Below are 15,925 nucleotides of genomic sequence, written 5' to 3'. Positions count from 1 at the left end.
AATGTAGGATGCTCGGCCGGCGGTTTTCCCCTGTAACACAATGAAGGGTAACGCTGTTTTCGCCGCAATAGGTGCGGCAAAAAGGATTTTGTATTTTTGTCAGGTCAACAGGAAACGTAATGAACACACACAACACGCAAGCCGCAGAGCAACATGCGGCGAAACGACGCTGGCTGAATGCTCACGAAGAGGGGTATCACAAAGCGATGGGCAACCGTCAGGTGCAGATGATCGCCATTGGCGGCGCAATTGGTACCGGGTTGTTTTTAGGCGCAGGTGCACGCTTGCAGATGGCCGGTCCTGCTCTGGCGCTGGTTTATCTGGTGTGCGGTATTTTTTCATTCTTTATTCTTCGTGCGCTCGGGGAACTGGTATTGCACCGCCCTTCCAGCGGCAGTTTTGTCTCTTATGCACGCGAGTTCCTGGGTGAGAAAGCGGCCTACGTGGCAGGCTGGATGTACTTCATCAACTGGGCGATGACCGGCATTGTTGATATCACCGCCGTAGCGTTGTATATGCACTACTGGGGCGCGTTTGGCGACGTCCCGCAATGGGTGTTTGCCCTCGGTGCACTGGCGATTGTCGGAACCATGAACATGATCGGCGTGAAATGGTTCGCGGAGATGGAGTTCTGGTTTGCTCTGGTAAAAGTGCTGGCGATTGTGATTTTTCTGGTGGTCGGTACAGTCTTTTTAGGCACAGGAAAACCGCTGGACGGGAACACCACCGGCTTTCATCTGATCACCGACAATGGCGGTTTCTTCCCGCACGGCCTGTTACCCGCGCTGGTATTGGTGCAGGGCGTGGTCTTTGCTTTTGCCTCCATTGAACTGGTAGGAACGGCCGCCGGGGAATGCAAAGATCCGCAAACCATGGTGCCTAAAGCGATCAACAGCGTCATTTGGCGCATTGGTCTGTTCTACGTCGGCTCCGTTGTGCTGCTGGTGTTGCTGCTGCCATGGAACGCCTATCAGGCGGGGCAAAGCCCGTTTGTTACCTTCTTCTCGAAACTCGGCGTGCCGTATATCGGCAGTATCATGAACATTGTGGTGTTGACCGCCGCCCTTTCCAGCCTGAACTCGGGATTGTACTGCACCGGACGTATTTTGCGTTCGATGTCGATGGGCGGTTCTGCGCCGAAGTTTATGGCTAAAATGAGCCGCCAACAGGTGCCCTGGGCCGGGATCCTCGCCACTCTGGTGGTCTATGTGGTGGGGGTTTTTCTCAACTATCTGGTGCCATCGCAGGTGTTTGAGATCGTGCTGAACTTCGCCTCGCTGGGCATTATTGCGTCGTGGGGATTCATCGTGGTGTGCCAGATGCGTCTGCGTCGGGCCATTAAGGAAGGCAAAGCGGCAGACGTCAGCTTCAAGCTGCCGGGTGCGCCGTTTACATCGTGGTTAACGCTGTTGTTCCTGCTGAGTGTCCTGGTGCTGATGGCCTTTGACTATCCGAACGGTACCTACACCATCGCGTCTTTACCGTTGATTGCCATTCTGTTAGTCGCCGGATGGTATGGCGTGCGTAAACGCGTGGCGGAAATCCAGCGCACCGCGCCGTAATCGCATTCAGGCCTGACAACGTCTCCCCGTCAGGCCTTCTTTTTTAGTTGGCTTCGATTAACTGCGCCACATCATTGCTGTTAATTTCCCGCGCATTGCCATCCTGGTCGGTATAGCTGGTCATCCCCGTCTCTTTATCCAGTTTTGGCTTACCCTGGGTGGTGATGGTTTGTCCGCTCTTCGTAGTCATGACGTAATCGGTCGTGCATCCTGCCAACGTAAACAGCATTACGCCTGCACAAAGACAGATAAATGGCTTTTTCATGGTATTCCCGTGTTATTCAGTTAGCCGTTGAGGGCGTAGTGTAAGTCCATGACGTTGGTCAGGCTACTGGCGGGGTGTAACGAGGCGTATCGTGGGGTATGGATAAATGACAGGAGGGGTTTCCCCCTCCGGGCAATTACAGCGCGATGCGAATCACATCGTCCGGCTGCGTGGCTTCCTGCTCACGTGAGGATTTTTGTTTCACGCTGACATACAGAGTCTTGCCATCAGCGGAGAGCGCCAGGCTGTTCGGGAAAGTTGGGGTGTCGAACGTTTTGACGACTTTGTAGCTTTTCGCGTCAATCACGCTGACTTTACCGGCCTGACGGTGCGTCACATAGGCTTCATTGCGCGCCGGGTTGAACAACACGGCCAGCGATTCCGGCGCGGCCACTTTCGCCAGTACCTTGCCATCACGGGTATCGATAACCAGCACTTCTGCCGCTTTTGAATCGGTGATAAACGCGCGGTTACCCGCGGTGTCCAGGCTCAGGTTGATAAAGAAATGCTCTTTGCCATCATCCAGCAGCTTTTTACGGCTGAGAATTTTATTGTCTGCGGTATCGATGGTAATAAATTCACCGTCAGCATTGGTGGTGTACAGGCGTTTAGCCTTGCTGTCGACAGCCAGACCGGTGCTCATTTTACCGGTGTTCGCAATGGTGGTTTTCAGTTTGATGGTTTCACCGTCAACGACCCAGATCACGCTCTCTTTGCCGATCCCACTGATGTAAACCGTGTTGGTGGCGTCGTCGGCAACCAGTTGGCGAGGCTGCAGCGGACGGACATCTTCAGAACGTTTACGCGCGTCCAGTACCAGACGGCCTTTTACGTCGCCGGTTTTGGCATCCATTGCTGTCACCGCACTGTTGACGGTATTACCAAACCACAGCGTCTGCGTCGCGTTGTTGATGGTAGCGCCAAACGGTTTCAGATCGTTATGAATAGCCTGAGTCACTTCCAGCGTGACTGGGTCGAGACGGTAAACCACCCCGCCCTTATCCAGCTTACGGCTCTGGGAGGTAGCAAGCCACAGCGCGTTTTCCTGTTGGCTGTACGCCATTTCGTAGGCACCTTTGCCCACGGCTTTGCGCAGCAGTTCTTCCGCCGCCTGCGTATTGAATGATGATGCAACGAGCAGTGAACCTAACAGTAAAGAACCACGCAGACGCGGCGAAAACAGATGACGTAAAGACATGACGACTCCCTTTGATAAATTCGTTTGTTACTGCTTCACATAGCTTCAATAAGCAAAATCATGGTTTTGCCTTTTTAAGAATGAGAATAGTAATCATTATTTATCTCAAAGTGGAGCGTTTATTCGCTTTCTGGCAACAACCTTCTTATTTTCTCCATGAATGCTTAACGTGCCGCTCACAAACAGAGCGGCACGCAGGGTTTTAACGATCAATCCTCAGCAAGCCGAATCACAACCTTGCCGAAGTTTTTCCCGGTCAGCAGGCCGATAAAGGCTTCCGGTGCGTTTTCCAGACCATCCGTAATTTGCTCACGGTACTGGATCTTACCTTCTTTGACCCAGCGTCCCATTTCCTGCTGGAACTCATGAATACGATGCCCGTAATCCTGACCAATGATAAAGCCCTGCATCCGGATACGCTTTTTCAGTATCGTTGCCATCAGCAACGGTAAACGATCGGGCCCAGCCGGTAACGCCGTGGCGTTATACCCGCTGACCAGGCCACAAACAGGAATTCGCGCGGAGGTGTTGAGTAACGGCAGAACGGCGTCGAAGACTTTTCCCCCGACATTTTCATAATAGATGTCGATACCCTGCGCACACGCCTGCGCCAACTGTTGCGCAAAATCGGTGGCATGGTGATCGAGGCAAATGTCAAAGCCGAGAACCTCTGTCGCATGACGACATTTTTCCGCTCCACCGGCCACACCGACTACCCGGCATCCTTTAAGTTTACCTATTTGCCCGACGGTTGCGCCTACCGGTCCGGTAGCGGCCGCCACCACCAGCGTTTCTCCGGCTTTAGGTTGACCGATATCCAGCAGGCCCATATACGCGGTAAAGCCCGGCATACCCAGCAAACCCAACGCCCATGACGGATGTTCCGGGTTAGCGCCTAATTTTACCAGCCCGCTGCCATCAGAGAGGGCAAAGTCCTGCCAGCCGCTGTAGCTCAGCACCCATTCACCCACGTTATAGTCAGGATGATTCGATATCACCACGCGACTGACGGTACCGCCGACCATCACCGCGCCGATCTCAACCGGTGGGGAGTACGAGGGCTCATCGCTCATGCGACCGCGCATGTAGGGATCGAGAGACAGATAAACGTTGCGCAGTAACAGTTGTCCTTCGCCTGGCGTGGCGACCGCTTCGTCCTCCAGGCGGAAATTACTGAGTACCGGTGCGCCATGGGGACGTGAAGCCAGGACCCAGCGACGATTACGTTGCAGTTGTTGACCCATTGATGTTCTCCTCTGCTTTTGGCATGAATCCATCAATAGTAGACGTCCTCCGCTGGCGATGCTTTCACATTAATTGCCGACGGAGTTTAACCGCACAACCAGATAAACGCAGGATTGCGCGGTTTCATTGATAAACCGGCAGTCATTCGGTGGGCCCAGTTCCAGACAATCGCCCGCCTTCATTTCATGGCGCGTGTCCCCTTCGACAAACACGAGCTCACCCTGCTGGAGCCAGATAAGCTGTCTGGCCTGCACGTAGGACGAGGCAGGCATGGGAACGTCGCTCCCGGCAGGCAGCTCTATCTGCACCAGATCGATGGGCAGATCGCTACGCGGAGAGACATGGCGGCGCAGGTAATGACTTTGCGGATCGTGCCAGACGGGCTGGTTGGCGAAGCGCAGCAGCTTGCCCTCCTGCATTTCAGCGCGCGCAATCAGCATCGACATGCTGATGCCAAACGCCCCGGAAAGCCGCCCCAGTAACGTTGCCGTTGGGCTGCTCTCTCCGCGCTCAATTTTATGGATCATCGCCCGCGACACGCCCGCTCGCTCGGCAAGCTCCGTCAGCGACCAGCCGCGAGATTCCCGCTCGATGCGAATTCTTGCACCGATCCGTTGATTTATGTTGTCTTCAATAGTATTCATATTGTAATACTATAGTGAACAACACCTGAGGTTCAACATGTCCATTCGATTTGCCAGCAAAGAAGACTGCGCCGCCATTGCAGAGATCTATAATCACGCGGTGCTGCATACGGCGGCTATCTGGAACGATCAAACTGTCGATGCTGAAAACCGTATTTCCTGGTATGAAGCCCGGCAGCTGATGGGGTATCCGGTGCTGGTGAGCGAAGAGAATGATGTGGTCACCGGGTATGCTTCTTTCGGCGACTGGCGTAATTTTGATGGTTTCCGTCATACCGTCGAACACTCGGTGTACGTGCATCCGGACCATCAGGGAAAAGGCCTGGGGCGCGCGTTACTCAGCCGATTGATTGATGAGGCACGCACCTGCGGTAAGCATGTAATGGTGGCGGGAATTGAGTCGCAGAATCAGGCATCGTTGCACCTGCACAGCACGCTGGGTTTTGTATTAACAGCGCAAATGCCGCAGGTCGGGACTAAATTTGGGCGCTGGCTGGATCTGACTTTTATGCAGCTGCAGCTGGACGATCGCAGCGAACCGGATGCGCGCGGATGAACCAGACGCTGACCCTCTCCTTTCTGATTGCCGCAGGCATTGGTCTGGTGGTGCAAAACACCTTGATGGTGCGTATTACCCAGACATCCTCCACCATCCTGATTGCCATGCTGCTCAATTCGCTGGTGGGTATCGTGCTGTTTGTCAGCATACTGTGGTTTAAGCAAGGTGTTGCGGGGTTTGGCGAGCTGGTCTCCAGCGTGCGCTGGTGGACGTTAATTCCCGGCTTACTCGGTTCGTTCTTTGTTTTTGCCAGCATTAGCGGTTATCAAAACGTGGGGGCCGCCACCACCATTGCGGTGCTGGTTGCCAGTCAGCTTATCGGAGGGCTGGTGCTGGATATTCTGCGCAGTCACGGCGTACCGCTGCGTGCGCTGGTGGGGCCAGTCTGCGGTGCGGTTTTGCTGGTCGTAGGTGCCTGGCTGGTGGCCAGACGCTCGTTTTAACTGCCTGATACGGCCTACAGATAACGTATCCGTAGGCCAGAAGTATCAGAGAATGGAACCGCCTTTGGTGAGCTGCTCGCGACGGGCTTCCATATCCTCTTTATACTGACGACCATGATGCGCAATCGCTGTACGTAGACGCTGTTGCTGGGTGTAGCGATCTTCCCGGCTCAGTTCTGCGTCATCGCTGAGCACAATCAGCAGTTCGTTCATATGCGTAATGACGCCCTCTGCAATAGCGGCGTCGACGCGTGCGCTGACCTCATCCAGGTGCGACATACTTTCTCCTTAACTGATTAATTTAATTTCGCTTTTGAAAAATCACTGCCCATCAGGCTCACGCTGTACCCGCTGACGTTACTGCGTGTGGCATAGAACGTTTTGCCGTTAGCTAACGCAATCCACGGAGCCTGCTGGTAGAAAATCTCTTGCGACTGCTGGTAAAGCGCGGCGCGTTCTTGCGGTTTGCTCACCAGTTTCGCTTTTTGCACCAGCGCATTATACGCTTTATCGCACCAGCGTGCGGCGTTTGAACCGGTTTTAATACTGTTGCAGCCCAGCAGCACATCGGCGAAATTATCCGGATCGCCGTTGTCGGACATCCAGCCAAACAGCGCGGTATCATGCTCGCCCTTACGCATTCCGGAGAGATATTCGCCCCACTCGTACGACACGATTTTTGCCTTCACGCCAACCTTCGCCCAGTCGCTTTGGATCATCTCAGCGATCCGACGGGAGTTCGGATTGTACGGACGTTGAACCGGCATCGACCACAGCGTCGCCTCAAAACCGTTCTCCAGCCCCGCTTTCTTCAGCAGTTCTTTCGCTTTCTGCGGGTCGTATTCGTAGTCCTTCAGATCTTTATTGAATCCCAACATATTTGGCGGAATCGGCGATTTCGCCACCGTGCCAGAGCCTAAAAAGACGGCGTTAATGATGGCTTTTTTGTCGGTCGCGTAGTTCAGCGCCTGGCGTACCAGCACATTATCAAACGGTTTTTTCTCGGTATTAAACGCCAGATAACCGACGTTCAGCGCGTCAACCGAGTGCAGCGTCAGCTCGCTGTTTTTCTTAATTTCTTCAAACTGTACCGGCGCAGGCGCGGGGATTATCTGGCATTCATTGGTTTGCAGTTTCGCCAGCCGCGTTTGCACATTTGGCGTAATAGAGAAAATCAGATGTTTCGTCGGGACCGCGCCATCCCAGTAGTTCGGGTTTGCCAGATAGCGAATTTGTGAATCCTGCTTGTACTGTTGCAGCACATAGGGTCCGGTGCCAATCGGCCAGGTGTCGACGTTTTCCGGTGTACCTTTTTTCAGCATTTGGTCAGCATATTCCGCAGAGAGAATGGATGCGAAGTCCATTCCCCAGTCGGCCAGAAACGCCGCATTGGGTTCGTTAAGCACAAACTGGACATGATAATCATCAACCTTCTTTACTTCTTTAATAAGCTTGTCCAGCCCGACATCGTTGAAGTACTCGTAACTGCCCTGCGATACCTTATGATACGGATGATCGGCATCTTTCTGGCGTAATACCGAGAACACCACGTCATCGGCGTTAAAATCACGGGTCGGTTTAAAGAATTTATTGCTGTTGAACTTCACGCCCTGGCGCAGGGTAAAGGTATATGTCAAGCCGTCCGGGGAAATCGTCCAGTCGGTTGCCAGAGACGGTACCGGGGTATTTTTTACCGGATCAAAATTGATCAGCCGGTTATACAGCACCTGCGAACTGGCCACAAACGACGGGCCTGAGCTGGCGATTTGTGGGTTAAATGATTCGGGAGACGCTTCTGAGCAGTAGATGATGGTGTCGGTATTTGCCGCGAATGCAGCGCCGGTCGGTAATATCGCGCTGAGCGCCAGCACGAGCAGCGTTTTCCTTGCAATCATGGTGATAAGCCTTTTTATTTTATTAAGTCGTATATCAGAGCATAGCTGGCAAAGACTCACTAATAACAAATCACTATCAGGTTATTCTAATTCGGTGGTTTTCGCTGATTAATTCGACAGCGCCGGTGAAATAATTTCCCTTAAGTCTTTTTCAAAACGTCAAGATTTTTCCCAACGCTCTATGCCATGAAAATTCACCCCTTTTTGCCTCTCTTCCGCCGTTTGCTCGTTTTTATAAGCCGTAAAGTAGATGTGTGAAGAAGTCTAAGGGATAACAACGTGGCAAAAACTCTCTTGCGCAGCGGCAATTTGGATGACTATCAGGCCGTGGGCGGCGGTGGTCAGGCCGTTTTTGATTCAGCATTGCAAATTCGTGAAACGCTTCGCCTGCGAAAACAGCAGGCAATGGCCGATTGTCTGGCGATCCCGCAAATTAACGATAACGGCGATCGGGTTGACTGGTATTCCCCGATTGAAGGACAGGCCATTGCGTGGAAAGCCGCTGATGAAGACGCGCGTTTTCGGGCGCTGCGCTATCTGGCCAGTACGCTGGATAACGCCGCGGCCCTCAGTCGTAAAAGCCTGCAATCGGGCAAAACTTCCCTGCAGTTGTTCGGCTCACTGCTCGAGAAAGCGGTACAGTTTCCCGGGGATAATCACGTTTTTCTGGTTGACGGCAAACCGGTGATTACGTTTTGGGGTTTCGTCAATCTGAATGAAAATACCCGTGACGATGTACTCGACTGCCTGCGGATTACTGATGTTCCCCCGGTTGTCCCCGCAGCGGAACCCGAACCTGAAGAAGAAATAGCCCCGGAAATCACCTTCACCGAAGCCGATGCTCCGTTACTGACGCCGGTCGTTGAAATACCCAAACCCGCAGAGCCTGAGCCGCAACCCCCGGTCATCGTGAGTGAACCCGAGGCCACACCACCGCCAGTATTGCCGAAATCTGCGCATCGGCTGCCTTTGTGGAGCCTGCCGGTTGCCGCAGTCATCATTGCCGCCATCGTTGGGCCGCTGCTGTGGAAACAACAGGAAACACATCCCACGCCCGCAACGCAACCGGTTGAGATTGCAAAGGTTGACGTTAAACCGCTACCCGCACTGACGCCTTCGCTGCCGCTGCATCGGGCGGAAGTGATCCCGACGGCCCAAAAAGAGAAGCCCGTCGAAGGACCAGTGGTGATTGCCGCTATCCCGAAAGATGCGCTGGTGATGGAGGCGAATCAGATGAAGGTCGGTACCACCCGTTTTCTCAACGGCAACTGGCGCGTGATGGTCGACATTAAAGATCCGGTCAGCGGCAAAGCGCCATCACTGCGTTATCAGATCCAGACCAATAAAGGCACAGCGCGGGTTGTCCATGGCGACAATGTGGTTTGTCGCGCGGAGATTTTCTCCGGTCTGCATCAGTCGGGTGAATTAATGATTAAAAGTCGCGGGAACGCACGTTGTACGGACGGCTCGCGTTATCCGATGCCGGAAATCACCTGTAAAGCGGGAACCAACGACGTCGCCGCCTGTACCGCACGTTATGACGATCACGCTGAGATACCAATGACCATCAAAAAGATAGGTGCCTGATTTTATGTTGGTGAATCTGTGTGATTACAAACAGAGCGTAACGCTCATAGCCAATAGCGGCGTGCAGTTTCTGGATTTTGGCCTGACGCCGCAGGAATCCGCGCATCACGGGCGCTTTGTGCGCAAAACGGCCAATGGTCCGCTGCTACGACTGGATTTCGACCTGACAACGGGTCGCTATACGTTACCGGGCAGCACCGGCGGGCAACCCGAAGTGGTCAAGCCGGAAAGTACCCAGACATTACATTACTCACTGGACGTGCTCGACGGCGTCTGGTTGCCACTGCCGTTCCTGCGCTTTAACCCGCCGCGCACGTTCGTCGAAGGCCCGGATAACTGGGCGCGCGTTCAGGTACGCAAGCTGACGCAGCCGGACAGCGCAGGTAACACTCACCGTGTTACCGTGGCGCTGGACAGTCAGCTGACCGAGCATGCCCCCGCCGCATTGACCCCAAATGCGAACGATCTGCTCAACGGCACGCGATTTGCGCTGGCCTGGCACGATAACGAAATTGCTGATTTCCTCGATCAGACGTGGATTGACGGCTGGTTGCGTGAATCCTTTTTGCGCCATGTCGCGCAAGAAGAAAACCGTGCCGAACAGGAGATCCAGCTCGCGCTGCGAAATTTTGAGTATCAGGCGCACTGGCTGAATGTACTGACCTTATTAGGCGAGCAGCTTTCCATTCCGGAAGTGAAGCTGGTGACGCACACCCTGAGTACGCCCGCCATTCCTGTCGATCTCATTTTGGATATCGGCAACACCCATACCTGCGGCGTATTGATTGAAGATCACGGCGACGCCAACGACGGCCTGCGTCAGACCGCTGAATTGCAGGTGCGTTCATTGAGCGAGCCTCAATACCTCAATGACCCGCTGTTCACCAGCCGACTGGAGTTTTCCGAGGCGCGTTTTGGTAAGCAGCACTTTTCCGTAGAGAGCGGCCGTGACGATGCCTTTATCTGGCCGTCGATTGTTCGCGTCGGCGATGAGGCCCGCAAGCTGGCAATGCAGCGTGTCGGCACCGAAGGCAGCAGCGGCATCTCCAGCCCGCGCCGCTATTTGTGGGATGAAACGCCGGTTTTACATGACTGGCGCTTTAGCCAGATGAATGGCAAAACCCAGCGCGAACCGCTGGCAACCGCCTTCCCGCTAATGAATCTGATGAACGATGACGGGCAGCCGCTGTTTAGCCTGCCGCAGGATGATCGACTACCGGTCTTCTCTCCGCAGTACAGTCGCAGCACCTTGATGACCCATATGCTGTGTGAAATTCTGGCGCAGGCGTTGGGGCAAATTAACAGTGTGGCGACGCGTCTGCGCCTCGGTTTTCCGGCCTCTCCCCGTCAGCTACGTACGCTGATCCTGACCCTACCGTCTGCTATGCCGAAACAAGAGCGCGAGATCTTCCGCCTGCGCATGTTTGAGGCCATTGCACTGGTGTGGAAAGCGATGGGCTGGCACCCGCAGGATGAAGACTTTACCACCCGCAAACAGCAGGAAAAAAGCGTCGTTCCCGTCCCGGAGATCCAGATGGAATGGGATGAAGCCAGCTGTGGACAACTGGTGTGGTTATATAACGAAGCGATTTCACATTATGACGGACATACCGAGTCGTTCTTCAACGCCCTCGCCCGTCCGGATCGTCTGCCGGAGCCGGATGAAGTCAAAGGTCGCGCCCTGCGCGTGGCCTCGATCGATATTGGCGGCGGCACCACGGATATGGCCGTGGTCCACTATCAGTTGGATGACGGCGTAGGGGCGAATGTCAAAATTACGCCGCACCTGCTGTTTCGTGAAGGATTTAAGGTCGCCGGAGATGACATGCTGCTGGATGTCATCCAGCGCTGTGTGCTACCCGCCCTGCAAACCCGCTTACAACAGGCGGGCGTTACCGACGCGGCCGCTCTGCTGGCCACGCTGTTTGGCGACTCAGGGCGCATAGACACCCAGGCGATCTTACGCCAGCAAACGGCGTTGCAACTGTTTATGCCGCTCGGTCATGCGGTACTCTCGGCCTGGGAGCAAAGCGACGTTAACGATTTGGTGGCGGGACTGCATGCGACCTTTGGCGAGCTGCTGGCCCAGCCCCCGACGCGCAACGTGATGAACTATATCCAACAGGCTATCGATCACGCATTACCTGCAGGTTCACCAGCCTTTGACGTGCTGAGCGTACCGCTGCAGGTGCAGTTCAGACAGTTACAAGAAGCCTTGCTAGCAGGCCAGTTTACCCTGACCTCTCCGCTGCACGCCGTTTGTGAAGCCATCTCGCACTATCGTTGCGACATTTTGCTGGTGACCGGCAGACCCGCCTGTTTACCTGGCGTGCAGGCGTTGATTCGTCACCTGCAACCCGTTCCGGCTAATCGCATGATTTGGATGGACAGCTACCGCGTACACGAGTGGTATCCGTTTAGCCAGCAAGGACGCATTGGCAATCCGAAGTCTACCGCCGCCGTTGGCGCTATGCTGTGCAGTCTGGCGCTGGATTTGCGTCTGCCACGCTTTAACTTTAAAGCCGCCGATATCGGGGCGTATTCGACGGTGCGTTATCTTGGCGTGCTGGATAATACGGTCAATACGCTGCGCGATGAGAATATCTGGTATCACGATATCGACCTCGATAAACCGGGTGCAAAGCTGGATGCGCGTCTGAATTTCCCACTGCGTGGCAACGTGACGTTAGGTTTCCGTCAACTGGCGAACAGCCGCTGGCCTGCCACCCCGCTGTATACGCTCAGTATCAACTCTGCTGAACTGGCGAAAACTATCGCCGGTGATGGCGTATTAAACGTGCGTCTGCAATTACGCGGTGGTAGCAAAGAAACCGGCCCGGAATTTTTTGTCCTTAGCGATGCCTGGCTGCAGGACGGCACGCCCGTTGCGGCCAATGCCTTAACCTTAAAACTGAATACGCTGGCAGACCGCCGCCACAGCGGCAGCCATTACTGGATTGATAGCGGGAGTGTGTACCTGAAATGAGCAAGATGTTAAACACCGCACAGGCCGCCATCGAATGGGTAACGGATGCGCGCACGCGCGCGGCACGCCTGGATGATGAAGCGGATTCTCTGCTGGCTCAGCTCACGTTAGCGGCCGTTAATGAAACCGCGCTAAACGCGACCTTTGCGTCGCAAGGGTGTGTGGGATTGTACGGCCATTCACAGGCAGCAAAAGCGCATTTGTTATCCGCATTGTGCAGCAATGCCGGTGGAAAACTGAACATCACCACCCCGGACCGCAGCTTCGATTACTCTACGCACATTAACCCCGGTCACGCACCAACCAATATGGTACTGCGCTTTACGCGCGAAGAAACCCTGGTTGACAGTGCGTGGCCGCTGCGCCTGCGGCTGATTAGCGAGGCGGAACTGGTTCAGCTGTTTATCGCTCAGTTCTGTTCGTCACCCGACAACCGCCAGGTTGAAAAAGCGATTATTGAGACGCGGTTAGAAAAATGGCAGGCGCTGCGCCAGCGTCATCCTGTACAGGGGATCTGCGCACAAGACGTGGCGGCCATTGCGCGTTTCTGGCGCTCCCGTGTTCCCTCAAATCAGCAGCAAATTGACGATGCGCTATGGCATCAGTTTGCCACACTAATTCCGGCACTGGATCTCACCACCCGGGCGCACGCCTGGGCATTGCTGTGGGGGGAACAACCGGAGCTTACGCAGCAGTTTTTGGCACTGGCGCATACGCTGCAACAGACCGGACATGCGGGCGAATTAGCCGCGCCACTCAGCCTGCTGGTCGACCATTTCGGCTTGCCCGCTGAAAGCTTTTTAACCCAGGCCGCACTGACCGCGAATAACGCACCAAGCGATGTGGTGGTGCATCCCATCGCCGATAACCAGTTGCTCAATGCGGTCAGCCTGTCGCTGGAGTCTCTGGCGCTGTTGACCCGTGAACTGGTGTTGACGGTAGAAGACACGATGCTGGAGAGCGCGGACCTGCTGGATATCCCCCTCGCTGCAGATGCGCACCCACACCCGCTATGGCGGGCAAAATTAGGCTGGATGCTGGAGCATTACCGCCAGCATCTGCAACCCGATGTGTTGGTTATCTGCAACGCGGTGTCCGCCCGTTCGCAAACCCCCGCCATCACCCGTACGCTGCTCGGCTGGGTAAATGATACCCAACCGCTGCATGACGCCGCGTTACCGGGCGTGGTGTGGGCCATTACCCCACAGGATGCGCGTTTTAGCACCCAGCAAAACCTCGATGAGGCCGTTCAGCAATTAATGGGCAAACCCGGACTGCACTGGGGCACGCTGCAGGCGCTGGATAAGCACAGCTTACAGCGCCTGGTTGAATGGTTGTCACAGGCTACCTCACCCGTTCAGCGTCAGGCCCGGTTTACCTCCCTGCGCGAGCAGCACCAACAGCGAATTCGCGCCATGCTGATGAGCTGGCTTCACATCGGTGATGAGCAGACTGGCGCGAGCGAATCACTTATCCGCCAGCTACAGGCTCAGGCGGCAAAGCATGGCGAACTGCTGGAGGGGCTGCTACCGCCGATGCGCAGCTTTGAGTCGCTGTTGCACATTCAGCAACCGCGTGAGGAACAGGTTAGCGGATTATTTAATGATGCGATCGACCTGTTTGCCGACGTGCGGGACACCACTCGTCAGCAAGAGAGTCAAGAGACCGGATATCAGGTGCATAAAATGTGGGTAAACCATGTGCGCCAGTGGTGTCGTAATGAAAATAACGCACGTCGCCTGCGCCTGGAGCCGCAAACCCTAAGACAGGTTGCCGACATCCTTGTTACCACCAGTTACCGACTGGAGATGCCGCAACGATTGCAGCGTATTATGCAGCGCGAGAGCGTCTGTGCAGCGCAGTTGCATGCGGATATCGGTGATTTTATTACCTGGCTTGGGTTTGCTAGTGTTGCAGAGGAACAGCGCCCTGCCAGCAGGATCCAAAAAGGTGCGGCTATTTTTAGCGCCCCGCAGCAACAGCCGATGAGTCGACTGGCAAAACTGGACGAGCAACCTCTGCACGGCGCAAGCCGATACGTTTATGACTGGCTGGTTGCCCTGTATACCCGCGCCAATGAAAACGTGGGCTATCGGCATCCGTTGGATGTGACTGAAGCAGACAGATCGCGATTACTCTCGCTGCTGAATAGCTGATCTCGTCATCAGAAAAGAGAAAACAGGAGTGCGACGGGAAAGCTCATCGGCCATGTCGCCCCAACTAATACTGCACTGAGAAAGCGGATGCGCTTTTTATCGCGCGAAAGAAACCAGGTGATGATTGCCGCAATAGCGGCCATTACCGCATAAAAAACCAACATATTTTGGTACAAAGACATTTAGGGCATCCGGGCCAGAAGAGAAAATCGCGCGCAATATGCTCTTTTTTATGACGCACATCAAGATTTATTCATTTTTTTAAGAAAAACGGATGAAAAAGAACCGTTCTTCGTCATGTTCAGATTTAGTACTATTGCGGATAGTTTTAACCCGTACTATACCCATAAGGGTTAAATCGAAAGGTGGCAAAAATGAATGTTTCCAGTAAAACCGTGGTACTGATAAATATCTTTGCTGCTGTAGGACTTTTCAGCCTGATATCCGCAAGGTTCGGCTGGTTTGCTTGATGTGACTTTGCTTGATTAATTGCAGCGCCTGCTGGCAGAGAGACGTTGTTCTCTCTGCCATTAGTGAACGATCTTCCCACTCCACCGCCGCCCGGTAAATTATCCTTAATATGTAATCCCCCTAATCCTTCTGCGGCATGATGTCCCATGGATAGCGCGTCGGTGTTGTACCGGTATGCTGGCGAAAAAATGCGATAAAAGCGCTGTCGCTGACAAATTCCAGCTGTTGCGCCACCTGACTGATATGACACCCATCTGCCAGCATTTCCATTGCCTTTAACAGTCTAAACTGCTGCCTCCAGCTCTGATAATTCATCCCTGTATCCCGGATAAAGAGTCGACTGATTGTCCGCTCACACGCGCCAACCTGTCGGGATAACTGATTAAGCCGTGGGGGTAATTCCCCCATACGAACCCCGTCCAACCATGCGTTGAGGCGTGTATCTGAGGGAAACTGTAATGTCCAGTTTTCACTGCGTGCGGCTCTTATTTCCTCACAAAAAACGCGAATGAGGTTGGCCTGTTGCGCTTCCGGCATTTCCCATGACCAGAAGGCCATCCGTTCTATCACTTCAAAAAAGAGAGGGTTTACCTCGACTATCTGCAGTGGAAGCTCAGATAACGATAGTGAAGTTGAAAAATACAGAGAGCGATAGGCCATCACGCCACGCATAATGGCGCGATGAACGGTACCTGCCGGGATCCAGACCGCGCGACGGGGGGGAAGCAGGCACAGAGTGTTCTCCAGCTCAATAGTGATGCATCCTGCCGCTGAAAAAAGTAGCTGATGACGAAGGTGGCTGTGCCGCCCTGAATCATGTACTCCCATATCGGAAGCAATACCGACTACCGGTCCAGCAAAGCTATCCGCATCGAAAACATCATCAGGGGCAATTTTCATTATCTGTCCGATAT

The 15,925-nt window shown here is 54.3% G+C and carries 15 protein-coding genes; 7 read left to right on the top strand and 8 right to left on the bottom strand.

Annotation, left to right across the window (positions count from 1 at the left end; all coding sequences use genetic code 11):
• Positions 1–119 precede the first annotated feature (119 nt).
• Positions 120–1,562: an L-asparagine permease gene (gene ansP / locus JQ822_RS06630; protein ID WP_213132776.1), complete on the top strand. Its 1,443-nt coding sequence runs from the start codon at positions 120–122 to the stop codon at positions 1,560–1,562.
• Positions 1,563–1,605: 43 nt separating this feature from the next.
• Here ansP and JQ822_RS06625 read toward each other — a convergent pair whose 3' ends face one another.
• The 4 genes from JQ822_RS06625 to JQ822_RS06610 form a co-directional block, all read right to left on the bottom strand.
• Positions 1,606–1,827 carry a YgdI/YgdR family lipoprotein gene (locus tag JQ822_RS06625; protein ID WP_135321865.1) on the bottom strand — a complete coding sequence of 74 codons (222 nt, stop codon included), beginning with the start codon at positions 1,825–1,827 and terminating at the stop codon, positions 1,606–1,608.
• 136 nt (positions 1,828–1,963) lie between these two features.
• Complete coding sequence (gene yncE, locus JQ822_RS06620; RefSeq protein WP_213132775.1) at positions 1,964–3,025, bottom strand: 7-bladed beta-propeller protein YncE; 1,062 nt, start codon at positions 3,023–3,025, stop codon at positions 1,964–1,966.
• Positions 3,026–3,234: 209 nt separating this feature from the next.
• Entirely contained in the window at positions 3,235–4,269 is a 1,035-nt protein-coding gene (locus tag JQ822_RS06615; protein WP_213132774.1) for an NADP-dependent oxidoreductase, read from the bottom strand.
• 69 nt (positions 4,270–4,338) lie between these two features.
• Positions 4,339–4,914, bottom strand: a complete 576-nt coding sequence (locus JQ822_RS06610) for a helix-turn-helix domain-containing protein (protein WP_213132773.1) — start codon at positions 4,912–4,914, stop codon at positions 4,339–4,341.
• A gap of 37 nt (positions 4,915–4,951) precedes the next feature.
• On the opposite strand from JQ822_RS06610, the gene JQ822_RS06605 reads away from it, so the two are divergent.
• Both JQ822_RS06605 and JQ822_RS06600 read left to right on the top strand, forming a co-directional pair.
• Positions 4,952–5,470, top strand: coding sequence for a GNAT family N-acetyltransferase (locus tag JQ822_RS06605; RefSeq protein ID WP_213132772.1), 519 nt, complete (start codon positions 4,952–4,954; stop codon positions 5,468–5,470).
• Positions 5,467–5,916 carry a DMT family transporter gene (locus JQ822_RS06600; RefSeq protein ID WP_213132771.1) on the top strand — a complete coding sequence of 150 codons (450 nt, stop codon included), beginning with the start codon at positions 5,467–5,469 and terminating at the stop codon, positions 5,914–5,916. Before JQ822_RS06605 ends, JQ822_RS06600 begins: the two co-directional genes overlap by 4 nt.
• 45 nt (positions 5,917–5,961) lie before the next feature.
• Here the strand turns inward: JQ822_RS06600 and JQ822_RS06595 are convergent, their stop codons facing one another.
• Both JQ822_RS06595 and JQ822_RS06590 read right to left on the bottom strand, forming a co-directional pair.
• Positions 5,962–6,195 carry a YdcY family protein gene (locus JQ822_RS06595; RefSeq protein WP_213132770.1) on the bottom strand — a complete coding sequence of 78 codons (234 nt, stop codon included), beginning with the start codon at positions 6,193–6,195 and terminating at the stop codon, positions 5,962–5,964.
• A 17-nt stretch (positions 6,196–6,212) separates the two neighbouring features.
• A complete protein-coding gene (locus JQ822_RS06590) occupies positions 6,213–7,811 on the bottom strand; it encodes an ABC transporter substrate-binding protein (protein ID WP_213132769.1) in 1,599 nt (532 codons plus the stop codon).
• A 279-nt stretch (positions 7,812–8,090) separates the two neighbouring features.
• Between JQ822_RS06590 and JQ822_RS06585 the strand changes: the two genes are divergently transcribed.
• The 3 genes from JQ822_RS06585 to JQ822_RS06575 are packed head-to-tail and all read left to right on the top strand — an operon-like array spanning position 8,091 to position 14,540.
• Positions 8,091–9,398 carry an SrfA family protein gene (locus JQ822_RS06585; protein WP_213132768.1) on the top strand — a complete coding sequence of 436 codons (1,308 nt, stop codon included), beginning with the start codon at positions 8,091–8,093 and terminating at the stop codon, positions 9,396–9,398.
• A gap of 4 nt (positions 9,399–9,402) precedes the next feature.
• Positions 9,403–12,384, top strand: a complete 2,982-nt coding sequence (locus JQ822_RS06580) for a virulence factor SrfB (protein WP_213132767.1) — start codon at positions 9,403–9,405, stop codon at positions 12,382–12,384.
• Positions 12,381–14,540 (top strand): virulence factor SrfC family protein, encoded by a 2,160-nt coding sequence (locus tag JQ822_RS06575; RefSeq protein ID WP_213132766.1) that lies wholly within the window; start codon positions 12,381–12,383, stop codon positions 14,538–14,540. Before JQ822_RS06580 ends, JQ822_RS06575 begins: the two co-directional genes overlap by 4 nt.
• A gap of 8 nt (positions 14,541–14,548) precedes the next feature.
• Here the strand turns inward: JQ822_RS06575 and JQ822_RS06570 are convergent, their stop codons facing one another.
• Positions 14,549–14,722, bottom strand: coding sequence for a GhoT/OrtT family toxin (locus JQ822_RS06570; RefSeq protein WP_096756988.1), 174 nt, complete (start codon positions 14,720–14,722; stop codon positions 14,549–14,551).
• Positions 14,723–14,914: 192 nt separating this feature from the next.
• On the opposite strand from JQ822_RS06570, the gene yncL reads away from it, so the two are divergent.
• Complete coding sequence (yncL, locus tag JQ822_RS06565) at positions 14,915–15,010, top strand: stress response membrane protein YncL (RefSeq protein WP_071524268.1); 96 nt, start codon at positions 14,915–14,917, stop codon at positions 15,008–15,010.
• 121 nt (positions 15,011–15,131) lie between these two features.
• On the opposite strand, the gene JQ822_RS06560 is transcribed toward yncL, so the two are convergent.
• Positions 15,132–15,911 carry an AraC family transcriptional regulator gene (locus tag JQ822_RS06560; RefSeq protein ID WP_213132765.1) on the bottom strand — a complete coding sequence of 260 codons (780 nt, stop codon included), beginning with the start codon at positions 15,909–15,911 and terminating at the stop codon, positions 15,132–15,134.
• Positions 15,912–15,925 lie beyond the last annotated feature (14 nt).

This window comes from Citrobacter sp. FP75, from assembly GCF_018342065.1.
In the GTDB taxonomy this organism is placed as follows: Bacteria; Pseudomonadota; Gammaproteobacteria; order Enterobacterales; family Enterobacteriaceae; genus Citrobacter.
This window is presented reverse-complemented; position numbering and strand designations above follow the sequence as displayed.

Coding starts and splice junctions, on each gene's coding strand:
- JQ822_RS06570 (WP_096756988.1), bottom strand. CDS start 14,722: ATGTCTTTGTACCAAAATATGTTGGTTTTTTATGCGGTAATGGCCGCT.
- JQ822_RS06560 (WP_213132765.1), bottom strand. CDS start 15,911: ATGAAAATTGCCCCTGATGATGTTTTCGATGCGGATAGCTTTGCTGGA.
- yncE (WP_213132775.1), bottom strand. CDS start 3,025: ATGTCTTTACGTCATCTGTTTTCGCCGCGTCTGCGTGGTTCTTTACTG.
- JQ822_RS06590 (WP_213132769.1), bottom strand. CDS start 7,811: ATGATTGCAAGGAAAACGCTGCTCGTGCTGGCGCTCAGCGCGATATTA.
- ansP (WP_213132776.1), top strand. CDS start 120: ATGAACACACACAACACGCAAGCCGCAGAGCAACATGCGGCGAAACGA.
- JQ822_RS06605 (WP_213132772.1), top strand. CDS start 4,952: ATGTCCATTCGATTTGCCAGCAAAGAAGACTGCGCCGCCATTGCAGAG.
- JQ822_RS06610 (WP_213132773.1), bottom strand. CDS start 4,914: ATGAATACTATTGAAGACAACATAAATCAACGGATCGGTGCAAGAATT.
- JQ822_RS06625 (WP_135321865.1), bottom strand. CDS start 1,827: ATGAAAAAGCCATTTATCTGTCTTTGTGCAGGCGTAATGCTGTTTACG.
- JQ822_RS06615 (WP_213132774.1), bottom strand. CDS start 4,269: ATGGGTCAACAACTGCAACGTAATCGTCGCTGGGTCCTGGCTTCACGT.
- JQ822_RS06580 (WP_213132767.1), top strand. CDS start 9,403: ATGTTGGTGAATCTGTGTGATTACAAACAGAGCGTAACGCTCATAGCC.
- JQ822_RS06575 (WP_213132766.1), top strand. CDS start 12,381: ATGAGCAAGATGTTAAACACCGCACAGGCCGCCATCGAATGGGTAACG.
- JQ822_RS06595 (WP_213132770.1), bottom strand. CDS start 6,195: ATGTCGCACCTGGATGAGGTCAGCGCACGCGTCGACGCCGCTATTGCA.
- yncL (WP_071524268.1), top strand. CDS start 14,915: ATGAATGTTTCCAGTAAAACCGTGGTACTGATAAATATCTTTGCTGCT.
- JQ822_RS06600 (WP_213132771.1), top strand. CDS start 5,467: ATGAACCAGACGCTGACCCTCTCCTTTCTGATTGCCGCAGGCATTGGT.